This is a genomic window from Aureimonas sp. SA4125 (assembly GCF_019973775.1).
GTDB lineage: Bacteria > Pseudomonadota > Alphaproteobacteria > Rhizobiales > Rhizobiaceae > Plantimonas.
On sequence record NZ_AP025032.1, the window covers coordinates 635,142 to 649,167 of the forward strand.

Here is a 14,026-nt window from a genome sequence, read left to right on the forward strand (position 1 = left end):
CGGCCGGAGCCTATGATCCGAGCGTGGCTGGATGTGACCGATCCTGTCTTGTTGCATGTGGGAGTCATCATGCGGCGAGAGGTCGCGGCGGGGATCGAAAAGAAGCGCCTCTTCGATCCGGTTTCTCCACACGCCTCGAGCGCTGGGCGGTCGATCTGCGCGAAGAGTTCCGCCACAGGACCTTTTTCATCACGACCGAGATCGCTTTGCGATGGGGCCGGCTTCTTGTGCTATTGAAGCGGCGTGACATGGATCTCCTCATTGCCGCGACCGCGCTGGAGCACGACCTCATCGTCGTCACGCGCAACACCCGTCACTTCGAGCCGACCGGCGCGAAGCTTCCGAACCCTTACGAAACGTGATTCTCTTGACCTTTGATCTGACGACGCCGACCTTGACCGGGAGTGTTTCCGCATGAGGCTCGGTGGACGCATCGCTGCAGCGATTGAAATTCTGACCGATACCGCCACGCGCCGTCGTCCCGTGGCCGACGCGCTGAAGGACTGGGGACTCGCGCACCGCTTCGCCGGCTCCGGCGACCGCGCCGCCATCGGCAATATCGTCTACGACGTCCTGCGCCGCCGCCGCTCCTATGGCTGGCGCATGGGCAATGACAGCCCGCGCGCGCTCGTCTTCGCAGCGCTCATGGACAGCGAAAACCTCGATGCCGAGGCGATGCTGGCCGCTCTCGAGGGCGATCGCTTCGCGCCGGAAATGCCGTCGGCCGCCGATCTGCAGCGCTTCGCTTCGAGCGACATCACCGCGGCTCCCGCCGCCGTCCGCGCCGACTTGCCGGATTGGCTGGCGAAAGCCTTCGAGACGTCGTTCGGCGAGGACTGGATCGCCGAGGCGGAGGCCCTGTCCGCCCGCCCGCCGCTCGACATGCGCGTCAACACGCAGTTGTCGACGCGCGATCAGGTCGCCGAGGCGCTATCGCCCTACCACGCGACGCCGGCGGCGCTGTCGCCGCAAGGCCTGCGCATTGCGCCGATCGTCGGCGGTGGGCGCCATCCCAATGTCCAGGCCGAGGGCGCCTTCCAGAAGGGCTGGTTCGAGATTCAGGACGAGGGCTCGCAGATCGCCGCAGCTCTTGTCGGCGCCAAGCCCGGCGAAAAAGTACTCGATTTCTGCGCCGGTGCCGGCGGCAAGACGCTGGCACTCGCCGCCGGCATGGCGGGCGAGGGCATGGTCCATGCCTACGACGCCGACAAGCAGCGCCTGGCGCCGATCTACGAGCGGGTGAAACGGGCGGAAGCGTCGAACGTCACCGTGCATGGGCCACGAGAGGACCTGTTCGAGCTTGACGCCGCGATGGACCACGTCGTCGTCGATGCGCCCTGCACCGGGACCGGCACCTGGCGCCGCCGCCCCGACGCCAAATGGCGGCTGTCGGCCTCGGCGGTCGACAAACGCACGGCCGAGCAGGATGCGGCGCTCGACGCCGCCGCCCGCTTCGTCAAGCCGGGCGGCACGCTCGCCTACATCACCTGTTCGCTCCTGAGGGCGGAAAATGTCGACCGCATCGAGGCCTTCCTGATGCGCCACCGCGACTTTTCCGTGGGCGACAGCCCGGCAGCCTGGGCCGAAGCCCTGCCCGATGCGCCGAAATCCTATCGGGCCGAGACCGTCGGCTGGGGAACGGCGCTGACGCTGACGCCGCGCCTCACCGGCACCGACGGCTTCTTTTTCGCCAAGCTCGTGCGCCAGTGAAAAACGTCGCGGTGCTCGCCCTGTTCCTCGCCGTATCGATCGGCGGGGGATTCTTCATGGGCATCTCGAACCCGCCGGGCGCCTGGTACGCCGGGCTGAACCAGCCCTGGTTCCAGCCGCCGAACTGGCTGTTCGGGCCAGCCTGGACGATCCTCTACGTCTGCATCGGCTTTGCCGGGTGGCGTGTGTGGCGGGCCGGCCTCAAGCCGGCACTGCTTCTATGGACGCTTCAGATGGCGTTCAATCTCTCCTGGTCGCTCGTGTTCTTCGGCTTGCATTTCATCCTCGCCGGATTGCTCGTCCTCATCGGCATGCTGGCGGCGATCCTCGCCTTCATCACCGTGACCTGGCGCGGCGACCGTCCGGCGGCGCTCCTGTTCCTGCCCTATGCCGCCTGGGTCAGCTTTGCCGGACTTCTCAATGGCGCGATATGGTGGTTGAACTGACACAGGGGCCCGGCAGACGAAAAGCCGGAGGCCATGCCGTTGTCGCGGTCGCGACCCGTGCCGAGAGAGCGTGATGACCGATTTCGATCCGACGAGAGCCGACCTCTCGACCAATCTCATCGCCGGCCGGCGCGTGCTCTTCATCATTGCGGCGCTGCCGGAATACGGACCGCATCTGCGCCGCCGGATCCGGCCTTTGATGACCGGCGTCGGGCCGATCGAGGCGGGGGTCGCGACGGCCATCGCACTGCAGGTGCTCGATCATGCCGGCCATCCGCCCGATCTCGTCGTCTCGCTCGGCTCGGCCGGCTCGCGGACGCTGGAGCAGGGGAGCGTCTACCAAGCGTCATCGGTCTCCTGGCGCGACATCGATGCCTCGCCGCTCGGCTTCACGAAGGGCGTGACGCCCTATCTCGACCACCCTGTCGACACGCCGCTGCCGACGCCGATTCCGAGCCTTCCCGCCGTCCGCCTGTCGAGCGGTGCCGACATCGTCTCGGGCGCGGCCTATGACCGGATCGATGCCGACATGGTCGACATGGAGACCTTTGCCATCCTGCGCGCCTGCCAGCGGTTCGATCTGCCCTTGATCGGCCTGCGCGGCATTTCCGACGGCGCCGCCGACCTCCACCATTACGATGACTGGACGAGCCTCCTCCATGTCGTCGACGAAAATCTCGCCGACGCCGTCGACCGGCTGGCCATCGCCATGGAAGCCGGCCTGATCTGAACCTTTGCCGCAAGCCGGCGCATCCCGTCGCGTTCTGCGCGGCGACGATCGGCGGGTTGCGGGCGGCGCGAGGCGGCGATTCAAACGGCGCGCTCTGTGCGGTGCGTCAATCATCTTGCCTTCGGCGCTGCGCTTGCTTAAAGCCTCGCAATGACCGCACATCCCGATACTGTCCTCATCATCGACTTCGGCTCCCAGGTGACGCAGCTGATCGCGCGCCGCGTGCGCGAGGCCGGCGTCTATTCCGAGATCGTCCCCTTCCAGCTGGCCGAGGAGGGGTTCCAGCGGCTGAAGCCGAAGGCGGTGATCCTCTCGGGTTCGCCCGCCTCGACCGGCGACATCGATTCGCCCCGCGCCCCGCAGGCGGTGTTTGACGCCGGCATCCCGGTTCTCGGCATCTGCTACGGCCAGATGACGATGTGCGTGCAGCTCGGCGGCCGGGCGGAAAGTTCTTCGCACCGCGAGTTCGGCCGTGCCTTCGTCGAGATCCAGAAGGATTGCCCGCTGTTTTCAGGCGTCTGGTCCGAAGGCACCCGCCATCAGGTCTGGATGAGCCATGGCGACCGCGTCATGGACATGCCGCCCGGTTTCGAGATCTTCGCCAAATCCCCGGGCGCGCCCTACGCCGTCTTCGGCGACATCGCCCGCAATTTCTACGGCCTGATGTTCCACCCCGAAGTCGTCCACACCACGGACGGCGCGCGGCTGATCCACAATTTCGTCCACAAGGTCGCGGGTCTGGGCGGCGACTGGACCATGGCCGCCTTCCGCGAGAAGGCGATCGCCGAGATCCGCGCCAAGGTCGGTGACGGCCGCGTCATCTGCGGCCTCTCCGGCGGCGTCGATTCCTCGGTCGCGGCCGTCCTCATCCACGAGGCGATCGGCGAGCAGCTGACCTGCATCTTCGTCGACCACGGCCTCCTCCGGCTGAACGAGGCCGAGCAGGTCGTCTCGATGTTCCGCGACCACTACAACATCCCACTCGTCCATGTGGAGGCGCAGGACCTCTTCATCGACGCGCTCGAGGGCGAGATCGACCCGGAGGTCAAGCGCAAGACCATCGGCCGCCTGTTCATCGAGACCTTCGAGGCCGAGGCCAAGAAGCTCGGCGGCGCCGATTTCCTGGCGCAAGGGACGCTCTATCCCGACGTGATCGAATCGGTCTCCTTTTCCGGCGGTCCCTCGGTGACGATCAAGTCGCACCACAATGTCGGGGGCCTGCCCGAGCGCATGAACATGCAGCTGGTCGAGCCGCTGCGCGAGCTGTTCAAGGATGAGGTCCGTGTTCTCGGCCGCGAGCTTGGTCTGCCCGACCACTTCGTCGGCCGCCACCCCTTCCCGGGGCCAGGTCTTGCCATCCGGTGCCCCGGCGGCGTCACCCGCGAGAAGCTCGAAATCCTGCGCCAGGCCGACGCGGTCTATCTTGACGAGATCCGCAAGGCCGGCCTCTACGACGCCATCTGGCAGGCCTTCGCCGTACTCCTGCCGGTCCAGACCGTCGGCGTCATGGGCGACGGGCGCACCTACGAATTCGTCTGCGCCCTGCGCGCCGTCACCTCCGTCGACGGCATGACCGCCGATTTCTACCCCTATGATATGGAATTCCTCGGCAACACCGCGACCCGCATCATCAACGAGGTCCGCGGCATCAACCGGGTCGTCTACGACGTGACGTCGAAGCCACCAGGCACGATCGAGTGGGAATGATTTTAGCCTGAGGGCGCCTTCCTGGAAAGAACGGCGCGAGCGCGGCTATTGGTCGGTCGCGATCTCGAGTTCCGGAACTCCGGTGTAATTGTAGCTTTCATGGAGTACAGTCAGGATCGCGGCGGCGACTTGGTTATCGTCGAAGGTGTTGGAAGGGTAGCTGCGCGAATAGTTCGCGGAATATCCGGGATTTGCGTAGCCCGCGGCGTGCAGCCGGGCGATGCGATCGGGTGTCAGCAGCGCGATCAGGGCGGGCCAGCTTTCCTCCGACTGGGCCTCGCAATACAGCGCGTCGGGCGATTCCGGCTGGCATTGGACATAGCCGATTCCCGCGCAGAACGCGGCGAAGACCTCGCCATCCCTGCTGGACCGAAGACGGCGGATCTCGGCTGCGACCTCAGCGCCATAGGTTGCTACCAGATCGCTGGCCGACGTCGCCAGCGACGGTGACGGCGGTGGCGGCGTGAATGAGCACTCGACCACAGCGGTCGCCTGCATCGACATCGCCTCGCTGACTCGACCGGCAAGATTTTGTGAGAAGCCGTTGCGTGGTGGGCAGGGCGTCTCCGCGACCCATTCCGTGCTGATTTCTATCCGCCACGGCTCTGCAGCGTAAGATGCCTTGAGAACGCCGAGAATCTCCGCCGCGATCCAAGCGATTGGCGCACTGCGCTCGAAGGTGTGGACATAGTTGCCGAAGCTCGGGTCGACGGTCCAGCCCCGGGCGGCAAGCTCGCTGCGCCGCTCCGGCGTCAGGACCCGCGCCAGCGACGGCTGCATCGCCGACCCTGCCGCTTCACAACCGAGTTCGCCGGCGCCCAGTCTTCGGCACTGGACATAGGCATTGCCGTAGAAAATCGTCGCATACCCGGCATGGCCCGGCCGTAAAGTGCTGCCGACCTCGGTCAGCGCCGCCTCGATGCGCCGACTGAGGACGGGCTTTTCCGCAGCCGTCGCTGTACCTGAAAAGGGCGAAGACAGTCCTGCGGGCGGCAAGAACGCCAGCAGAACGATCAGCAGACGAACCAGCCATACACGCGCCAGACGCTCATCGGATAACCGGAAGAACATCGCAGTCTCCCTGATTCAGCATGACCTTTGGCATCCGACACTGATCGGGCCCAGCGGTCCGCAACGTCAGATACCAGAACAAATAAAGAACATTAACTTGACCTAAAGTCAAGTCCTACCCTTCGGCCGCGTGTCCCGCATCGCGCGGCGCGGACCGTGATCCTTGGCTGAGCGGACTTTCGTTGCGGCCGCTTCGCAGCACAGCCGGCACCCTTGCGCTTGCCTCAGAAAGCCTGCGCAAATCCCGCGACGATCGCCCAGGCCCCGCCGGCGACCAGGAGGATAGCCGAGGACAGGGCGCCGGCCGCGCGCTGCCAGCGCGGCGCGTCCGCGGCGATGAAGTGCATGGCGTGAAACAGGCGCCCGAGCGTCAGGATCAGGCCGAGGCCGTGGATCGCCCAGGCCGGCGTGCCGAGGAGGGCCAGCGTCAGGAGAAGGATCAGCGCCACCGGCACGATCTCGATGGCGTTGGCATGGCCGCGCATCACCCGGATCAGCCGGAGATTGCCGCCGTCGCCCATCGGCACCTTTTCGCGCATCCGCGTTCGACCCGTCTCGACCATCAGCCAGAACAGAACGAGCGCATTCAGCCCGGCATAGAGCGCGACGGCGGCGATCGCAGGAGATGTCATGAGGGTGTCCTTGGTGACCGGGCGATACGGATCGCGATTGCGCCAGGGAACCACGAACGGGCCGCAAAGAACAAGATTTCCCTCGGCGCCTGCGATAGCCTGCAGGCGCCATCGATCTGCATGCTGCCAAGGTCGAGGCGAAGGGGATGCCTGCCATGACGGTGATGATCGCGGGATTGCTTCTGTTCCTCGGCCTGCATTCGGTCCGCATCTTCGGCGAAGGCCTGCGGACCGCTTCCATCGCCCGGTTTGGCGAGACGGCCTACAAGGCGGTCTATTCGCTCGTGTCGCTCGCCGGCCTCGTTTTGGTCGGCCAGGGCTACGGCGAGGCTCTGGCCGATGGCGGCATGGTTTGGGACCCGCCGGCGGCGACGCGGCATCTCTCGCTGCTGCTGGTTCCCGCGGCCTTCGTGCTGGTGGTGGCGGCCTATGTTCCGACCGGCCGGATCAAGGCCTTCGTCGGCCATCCCATGGTGCTCGGCATCGGGCTGTGGGCGCTGGGGCATCTCCTGGCCAATGGCGAAACCGCCAATGTCGTCCTGTTCGGTGCCTTCCTCGTCTGGGCAGCGTTCGACTATGCCGCCTCGCTCGCCCGCGACCGGCGCATGGGAACGGTCCGCCGCAGCCTTGGCGCCCGGGGCGACATCCTCGCCATCACCGTCGGCCTCGGCGCGGCGCTCGTCTTCATCTGGAGGCTGCATCTCTGGCTGATCGGCGTCACGCCGCTCGGCTGAGCCCTGCGCACGAACTCCGGCTTTCGGGCCGGGGCCTTTCGCTTCCGGCAAAAATCGTTAGAACGCGACACCACAGCTGTTTTTGCGAAGGTGCCTGCCCTTGAGCGCCCGATCGCACGCCAAGGTGATGCCAGGGATGAGTGACGAGAGTTTCTTTCGTGAAGTGAACGAAGAGATCCGCCAGGATCGCACCCGGCAGATCTGGGCGCGCTATGGCCGCGTCATCATGGCGCTCGCCGTCCTCGCCGTCCTCGTCACCGCCGGTTACGTCGCCTGGCGGGAATATTCCATCGGTCAGGCCAATGAGTCCGGCGACCGTTATCTCGCCGCTCTCGACCTTGCCGCGACGGGCGATCCGACGGAAGCGTCGGCGGCGCTCGATCAGCTCTCCGAGGACGGCTATGGCGCCTATCGCGATCTCGCCCGCATGCGGGCGGCGACGCTGAAGGAGAGCCAGGGCGCCGACGCCGACGCCGTCGCGGCCTTCGACGCCGTCGCCGGCGACGCCGCTGCGCCCAAGCCGATCCGCGACATGGCCGCAATCCGCGCCGCCTACATCCTGGTCGATGCGGGCAGCCTCGACGATGTCAGCCAGCGCGTCGTGCAACTGTCCGGCGAGGACCAGCCCCTGCGCTACCCCGCGCGCGAGGCCCTTGGCCTCGCCGCCTGGAAGGCCGGCAACTTCGACGATGCCAAGCGCTATTTCGAGCAGCTGCGCGACGACCAGGGTACGCCAAGCGGCATCGCCGTCCGCACCCGCCTGTTGTTGGAACTGATTGCGGCAGGCACCCGTCCGGTGGCTGTCGACGCGGCGGCGAGCGCGCCCGAAGCCCCTGCAGCTGCTGCACCCGTTGAACCGGCTGCGCCGGCTGCCGGCGCGCCTGCGGAAACCACCGCGCCTGCGGAAATCGGCGCGCCTGCGGCTTCACCGACGCCCGTTGTACCTTCCGCCCCGGCCGCACCAGCCGCGCCGGCCGCCGAGACCTCTCCTCCGGCTGCCGACCTCGCGCCGGCTCCTCCGGCGGAGCCAGCAGCCGCGCCCGCCGAGCCGGCGGCGCCGGTTGCCGGGGAAACCAATCCGGCGGCTCCCGCAACCGAAGCCGCCCCGGAAGCGGCGACGCCGACGGCGCCTGCCGCGCCCGGGACAACCGCCCCCGCGAACTGATCATGCCCTCTCCGTCGGCGACCCAGCCGACGGAGAGGGTGTCGGTTTGCAGCGAAAAATGCCGTATGATGACGGCGTAGAGCCTTCGGCGCCGGTCCGAAGGCCTTGTCATTTCAAGTCCGGACCGGATTTTCGTTTCCATGGTCACCATCGCCATCATCGGCCGCCCCAATGTCGGCAAGTCGACGCTGTTCAACAGGCTGGTCGGCAAGAAGCTCGCCCTCGTCGACGATCGCCCGGGCGTCACCCGCGACCGCCGCAACGGCGACGCGCGCCTCCTCGACATCGAGTTCGAGATCATCGATACCGCCGGCCTCGAGGAGGCCGCGGCCGACAGTCTGGAAGGGCGCATGCGCCAGCAGACCGAGACGGCGATCGACGAGGCCGACCTGTCGCTGTTCATGGTCGACGCCAAATCCGGCCTGACGCCGCAGGACAGCTTCTTCTGCGAGGTTCTCCGGCGCAAGAACAAGCCGGTCGTGCTCGTCTCCAACAAGGCCGAGGCGAAGAACTCGTCGGCCGGCTTCTACGACGCCTACACGCTCGGCCTCGGCGAACCCGTGCCGATCTCGGCCGAGCATGGCGAGGGCATGGGAGACCTGCGTGACGCCATCGTCGCCGCCCTTGGCGAGGCCGCCTTCGCCGATCCGGACGAGGACGCGGCGGTGGCGCCCGAACGCGATCCCGACGTCACCATTCTGGCGCCGGGCGAGGGCGACGAGGAGGAGCCGATCGAGGTCTACGACGACACCAAGCCGCTGCGCATCGCCATCGTCGGCCGGCCGAATGCCGGCAAGTCGACCCTCATCAACCGATTTCTCGGCGAGGAACGCCTCCTCACCGGGCCCGAAGCGGGCATCACGCGCGATTCCATCTCGGTCGAATGGGAATGGCGCGGCCGTCGCATCAAGATGTTCGACACCGCCGGCATGCGCCGCAAGGCCAAGGTGCAGGAGAAGCTCGAGCGCCTGTCGGTCGCCGACGCGCTGCGCGCCATCCGCTTTGCCGAAGTCGTCGTCGTGGTCTTCGATTCGACCATTCCCTTCGAGCGCCAGGATCTGTCGCTTGCCGACCTCATCATGCGCGAGGGCCGCGCGCCGGTGATCGCCTTCAACAAGTGGGATCTCATCGAGGACCGGCAGGCTGTGCTCGCCGATCTGCGCGAGAAGACCGAGCGGCTCCTGCCGCAGGCCCGCGGCATCCGCGCCGTGCCGGTATCCGGCGAGACCGGCGACGGCCTCGACCGGCTGATGCAGGCGATCACCGAGACGCACGAGATCTGGAACAAGCGCATCTCGACCGCCAAGCTGAATCAGTGGCTGGAGAAGGTCACCGGGCACCATCCGCCGCCGGCCGTCGCCGGCCGCCGCGTCAACATCAAATACATGACGCAGGTGAAGAGCCGACCGCCGACCTTCGTCCTGTCGGTCTCGCGCCCCGAGGCGCTTGGCGCCTCCTACACCCGCTACCTCACCAACGGCCTGCGCGAAGCCTTCAAGCTCGGCGGCGTCCCGATCCGGCTGAACCTGCGCAAGACCGATAATCCCTTCGCCGGCCGGGCCAAGAAATACACCTGACATTGCCGGCGACAGGCCGGTCCTGCCGGCAGTTTGCGCTCTTCGCCCGAATTGGTGAATGGATTCAAGGCTCGTTAACCAAGAAACAAGGTTAATGATCGATGATCCGTCTCATCAGTAATCGAGGCGGGTATCGAGTATGACCGGAAGGACGAGACGCGGCGCCGCGAAGGCCACATCACGCAGTCGGTTTCGGCACCTGTCGCTCGTCTGTCTCACTGGCCTCTGCCTGGTGCCCGCGCTGTCGACGCAGGCCGCCTTCCAGGACATGACCAGCCTCATCGAAGGCGGCCGCGCCGGGGCGCGCTGGCAGGCCTTCTTCATCCCGTCGCCGGCCGGCGCGATCGAAAAGGCCGGGCTTGCCTTCGGCAACGAGGCCGACCGGTCGAGGATGCCGCGCGGCGCCGGCCTGCACGGCGGCGACGGCACGGTCTACACCATGGACACCGCCCGCCCGCTCGTCGACAGCCCGGACGAGGCACGCGTGACCCGCGGCCAGAAGGGCGGTCGCGTCATCGCCGTCGCGCCGCAGGCGCCGCCCAAGGCGTTCAGCGCCGGCTCGATCCTCGAACGCCAAAGCCTTCTGCGGCCGGGCGCCAATATCGGCGGCGCCGACGTTCGCTCGGCCTTCGCGCGCCAGGCAGCGCCGGAAAAGTCGATCGAAGTGGCGATGCTGTTTGCCCCGAAGCGGCCCGATATCCTCGACGTCGCGCCGACCCCGGGCGTCATGATGGCATCGCTTGCGCCGCCCAGTGCGCCCCCGTCGACGGCCCTCGGCTACGCGCCGGCGCAGAGCGGCATCGAGAGCCGCGCAGCGACGCTGTTCGGGAAGATCCTGAAATCCGTCCCGAAGAGCTTCATCCCGCCGCTCGGCGAGGGCGATCATGCCTGGGCGGCGACGCCGCTGCCGATCTCGGCCTATTCGGCCAAAGAACAGACCTGCCTCGCCAATGGCATCTATTTCGAGGCCCGCGGCGAATCGGAGCTCGGCCAGGCGGCCGTGGCCCAGGTCATGCTCAACCGCGTGCGTAATCCGAGCTATCCCAAGTCGATCTGCGGCGTCGTCTACCAGAACAAGCACTGGCGCAACCGCTGCCAGTTCTCCTTCGCCTGCGACGGCATCAAGGACAAGATCACCAACAAGCGTTCCTATTCCGAGGCGCTGCGGATCGCCGGCGAGGTGACGCGGGGCGATACCTGGATAGCCGAGGTGGGCTCGTCGACGCATTATCACGCGACCTACGTTGCGCCGCGCTGGGCGAACGCGATGAAGAAGGTCGACAAGATCGGCCGCCACATCTTCTACCGCACGTTCGGCGGCGGCTGGAACTAAGGGTCCGGCGCGCCTCTCCCTCGCCATCTTGTTGCAACCCGGATGCACATCGGCTCTTGATGCGCCGAAGCGAACGCGGGGAGTGGGCATGGCGGATATGGACCGGCAGGAGGAGCGCGAAGCAGACGCATCCGGCGCCCCCGAGGAATGGCAGCGTCGCCGCGAGCAACTGGCCGAAAAGCTGGCGGCGCAGCGTGCACGGTCCGGTCCGGCCGTGGCCGCCGGCAGTTCGGCCGGTGGCATGAAGGGCGCTGCCGACGGCATGAAGCTTGCCAGCGAATTTGTCGCAGGCATCCTTGCCGGCGCCGGAATCGGCTACCTCTTCGACCGCATCGTCGGCACCAGCCCCTTCGGTCTCATCGTCTTCCTCATTCTCGGCTTCGTCGCGGGCGTCCTCAACGTGCTCCGTTCTGTCGGCAAGACCGGGTCTGCGGCCACCCAGCCACCAAAAGAAGCCGCAATGAGCAAGAATCCGCCCCCGGATTGATCGAACAGCTGTTGCGATCCGCATTTCCAGCCGCTATGGCAAAGCGGCCTCAACAAAAGGGGCATGGGATGTTGAAGGGCTTCAGAGTTTGGCGAACGATCCGCTGCACCAATTCGTAATCCAGCCGCTGGTCCCGATCCAGGTCGGCGGGCTGCATTTCGATTTCACCAATTCGGCGGCCTTCATGCTGCTGACGGTCGCGGTCGCGTCGGCCTTCCTGTACTGGACGACGAGCTCGCGCAGCCTGGTGCCGGGGCGCCTGCAGTCGGTCTCGGAGATGTCCTACGAGTTCATCGCGAACATGTTGCGCGATTCGGCCGGAACGAGCGGCATGCGCTTCTTTCCGCTCGTGTTCTCGCTCTTCATGTTCGTGCTGGTCGCCAACCTTCTCGGCATGTTCCCCTACTTCTTCACCGTGACGAGCCACATCATCGTCACCTTCGCGCTGGCCATCGTCGTCATCGCGACCGTGGTCATCTACGGCATTTCCAAGCACGGCCTGTCCTGGTTCAAGCTGTTCGTGCCGACGGGCGTGCCGATGGTCATCCTGCCCTTCGTGGTGTTGATCGAGGTGATCTCGTTCCTGTCGCGGCCGATCTCGCTGTCGGTGCGTCTCTTCGCCAACATGCTGGCCGGCCATATCACGCTGAAGGTCTTTTCGGGCTTCGTCGTGTCGCTGAGCGCCCTTGGCGCCATCGGCATCGGCGGCGCGATCCTGCCGCTGATCATGACCGTCGCCCTGACCGGGCTTGAATTCCTGGTCGCCTTCCTGCAGGCCTACGTCTTCGCGGTCTTGACCTGCATGTATCTCAACGATGCGGTCCATCCCCATCATTGAACCCCCACGACGTCGCGTCCCCCAGGGGTCGTGAGTTCCCACCGCACGTTCCACCAAAGGAGATTACCATGGACGCGGAAGCTGCAAAGTACATCGGTGCCGGCCTCGCATGCTTCGGCATGGCCGGAACGGCCCTCGGTCTCGGCAACATGTTCGCCGCCTACCTCTCGGGCGCGCTGCGCAATCCCTCGGCTGCCGACGGCCAGTTCGGCCGCCTGATCTTCGGCTTCGCCGTCACGGAAGCGCTCGGCATCTTCTCGCTGCTCGTCGCGCTGCTCCTCCTCTTCGCGGTCTAAGACCTGCGTCGATGATCCTGTCGCCGGTCGCCCTCGCTCGAGGGCGGCCGGTTCCTTCTGCCGGAGAGAGCGATGTTCGTCACTGAAGCCCATGCCCAGACCGAGACCCCGGCAACGGACGTGGCCCCGGTTGCGGGCGAGCATGCACCCGTAAACGGCGAAGCCGCCCACGGCACCGCCGTCGGCGCCCCCGGCGAAAGCCATTCCGGCGTCTTCCCGCCGATGGATACCCAGTTTTTCCCCTCGCAGCTCCTGTGGCTGGCGATCAGTTTCGGCGTCTTCTACCTCGTTCTGCAGAAGGTTATCCTGCCGCGCATCGGCGGGATCCTCGAGAACCGTCGCGATCGTGTCGCGCTGGACCTCGATGCGGCCGAGCGCATGAAGAGTGACGCCGACGAGGCGCTGGCCGCCTACGAGCAGGACCTTGCGGCCGCCCGCGCGCGCTCGCACCAGATCGCCGCCGACGCGCGCGACGCCGCCAAGGCCGATGCCGACGCCGAGCGCGCCGAGGTCGAGGCCGAACTCGATCGCAATCTCGAGGCGGCGCAGGCGCGCATCGCCACCATCAAGCAGGCAGCTCTTGCCGATGTCGGCCAGATCGCGGAGGCCGCGACCGCCGAGATGCTGTCCGCCGTCGCCGGGCTCGATCTTCCGGGCGAGAAAATCGCCGGCGCCGTGCGCGCCGTGCGCAGCTGAGGACGACCGCCATGGACAATACATTCTGGGCTCTTGTCGGCCTTCTGATCTTCTTTGCCGTCGTCGCCTATTTCAAGGTGCCGGCGATGATCAACAAGGCGCTCGACGCCCGGAGCGCGCGGATCCGCCAGGAGATCGAAGAGGCGCGCGCGCTGAAGGACGAGGCCAAGCGGCAGCTGGCCGAGTACCAGCGCCGCCGCCGCGAGGCCGAGGTCGAGGCGAGGGACATCGTCGCCGGCGCCGAACGCGAGGCGGCCTCGCTCCTCCAGGAAGCGAAGCTCAAGAGCGAGGAATACGTCGCCCGGCGCACCGCCATGGCCGAGCAGAAGATCGCTCAGGCCGAAAACGACGCGATCGCCGCGGTGCGGTCCTCGGCGGTCGATATCGCCGTCGCCGCCGCTGCCAAAATCCTGGGTGAGCGCAATGCGGCCGGTGCCAATGCCGGACTCGTCGACCAGTCCATCACCGAAGTGCGCAAGCTGCTGAACTGATCCGCTTCGACCAAACGATAAAGGACGCCGCCCGGAAACGAGGCGGCGTTTTTTATTGCACGGTCCTCCCGGCGCCGTGGCCCTGTGGCCACCCTGTCCTGCAATTATCTGTG

The 14,026-nt window shown here is 66.6% G+C and carries 16 protein-coding genes; 14 read left to right on the plus strand and 2 right to left on the minus strand.

Annotation, left to right across the window (positions count from 1 at the left end; genetic code table 11):
* Positions 1–23: 23 nt before the first annotated feature.
* The 5 genes from Sa4125_RS02865 to guaA all read left to right on the plus strand — a co-directional run bounded on the left by Sa4125_RS02865 (position 24) and on the right by guaA (position 4,593).
* A complete protein-coding gene (locus Sa4125_RS02865) occupies positions 24–362 on the plus strand; it encodes a PIN domain-containing protein (RefSeq protein WP_224003465.1) in 339 nt (112 codons plus the stop codon).
* A 52-nt stretch (positions 363–414) separates the two neighbouring features.
* Positions 415–1,710 (plus strand): RsmB/NOP family class I SAM-dependent RNA methyltransferase, encoded by a 1,296-nt coding sequence (locus Sa4125_RS02870; RefSeq protein WP_224003467.1) that lies wholly within the window; start codon positions 415–417, stop codon positions 1,708–1,710.
* The gene (locus tag Sa4125_RS02875) at positions 1,707–2,156 is read left to right on the plus strand and encodes a TspO/MBR family protein (RefSeq protein ID WP_224003469.1); all 450 of its coding nucleotides are present in this window, start codon (positions 1,707–1,709) and stop codon (positions 2,154–2,156) included. The genes Sa4125_RS02870 and Sa4125_RS02875 overlap by 4 nt, the downstream gene beginning before the upstream one ends.
* A 73-nt stretch (positions 2,157–2,229) precedes the next feature.
* Complete coding sequence (locus tag Sa4125_RS02880; RefSeq protein ID WP_224003471.1) at positions 2,230–2,886, plus strand: 5'-methylthioadenosine/S-adenosylhomocysteine nucleosidase; 657 nt, start codon at positions 2,230–2,232, stop codon at positions 2,884–2,886.
* 150 nt (positions 2,887–3,036) lie between these two features.
* Positions 3,037–4,593 carry a glutamine-hydrolyzing GMP synthase gene (gene guaA / locus Sa4125_RS02885; protein WP_224003473.1) on the plus strand — a complete coding sequence of 519 codons (1,557 nt, stop codon included), beginning with the start codon at positions 3,037–3,039 and terminating at the stop codon, positions 4,591–4,593.
* Positions 4,594–4,638: 45 nt separating this feature from the next.
* On the opposite strand, the gene Sa4125_RS02890 is transcribed toward guaA, so the two are convergent.
* The gene (locus Sa4125_RS02890; RefSeq protein WP_224003475.1) at positions 4,639–5,664 is read right to left on the minus strand and encodes a hypothetical protein; all 1,026 of its coding nucleotides are present in this window, start codon (positions 5,662–5,664) and stop codon (positions 4,639–4,641) included.
* A 224-nt stretch (positions 5,665–5,888) separates the two neighbouring features.
* Complete coding sequence (locus Sa4125_RS02895) at positions 5,889–6,296, minus strand: MAPEG family protein (protein ID WP_224003477.1); 408 nt, start codon at positions 6,294–6,296, stop codon at positions 5,889–5,891.
* Positions 6,297–6,451: 155 nt separating this feature from the next.
* Here Sa4125_RS02895 and Sa4125_RS02900 point away from each other — a divergent pair, with 155 nt between their 5' ends.
* The 9 genes from Sa4125_RS02900 (at position 6,452) to Sa4125_RS02940 (ending at position 13,913) form a co-directional block, all read left to right on the plus strand.
* Entirely contained in the window at positions 6,452–7,030 is a 579-nt protein-coding gene (locus Sa4125_RS02900; protein WP_224003479.1) for an NnrU family protein, read from the plus strand.
* 136 nt (positions 7,031–7,166) lie between these two features.
* Entirely contained in the window at positions 7,167–8,195 is a 1,029-nt protein-coding gene (locus Sa4125_RS02905; RefSeq protein WP_224003481.1) for a tetratricopeptide repeat protein, read from the plus strand.
* A gap of 140 nt (positions 8,196–8,335) precedes the next feature.
* On the plus strand, positions 8,336–9,772 hold the full coding sequence (der, locus tag Sa4125_RS02910; RefSeq protein ID WP_224003483.1) for a ribosome biogenesis GTPase Der: 1,437 nt from the start codon (positions 8,336–8,338) through the stop codon (positions 9,770–9,772).
* 232 nt (positions 9,773–10,004) lie between these two features.
* Positions 10,005–11,105 carry a cell wall hydrolase gene (locus tag Sa4125_RS02915; protein ID WP_224003485.1) on the plus strand — a complete coding sequence of 367 codons (1,101 nt, stop codon included), beginning with the start codon at positions 10,005–10,007 and terminating at the stop codon, positions 11,103–11,105.
* 97 nt (positions 11,106–11,202) lie between these two features.
* Complete coding sequence (locus Sa4125_RS02920) at positions 11,203–11,592, plus strand: AtpZ/AtpI family protein (protein WP_224007477.1); 390 nt, start codon at positions 11,203–11,205, stop codon at positions 11,590–11,592.
* Positions 11,593–11,680: 88 nt separating this feature from the next.
* Positions 11,681–12,430: a F0F1 ATP synthase subunit A gene (locus Sa4125_RS02925; RefSeq protein ID WP_224003487.1), complete on the plus strand. Its 750-nt coding sequence runs from the start codon at positions 11,681–11,683 to the stop codon at positions 12,428–12,430.
* A gap of 68 nt (positions 12,431–12,498) precedes the next feature.
* Positions 12,499–12,726 carry a F0F1 ATP synthase subunit C gene (locus tag Sa4125_RS02930; RefSeq protein WP_188849331.1) on the plus strand — a complete coding sequence of 76 codons (228 nt, stop codon included), beginning with the start codon at positions 12,499–12,501 and terminating at the stop codon, positions 12,724–12,726.
* Between the two features lie 72 nt (positions 12,727–12,798).
* Entirely contained in the window at positions 12,799–13,422 is a 624-nt protein-coding gene (locus tag Sa4125_RS02935) for a F0F1 ATP synthase subunit B (RefSeq protein ID WP_224003489.1), read from the plus strand.
* A gap of 11 nt (positions 13,423–13,433) precedes the next feature.
* Complete coding sequence (locus Sa4125_RS02940; RefSeq protein ID WP_224003491.1) at positions 13,434–13,913, plus strand: F0F1 ATP synthase subunit B; 480 nt, start codon at positions 13,434–13,436, stop codon at positions 13,911–13,913.
* Positions 13,914–14,026 lie beyond the last annotated feature (113 nt).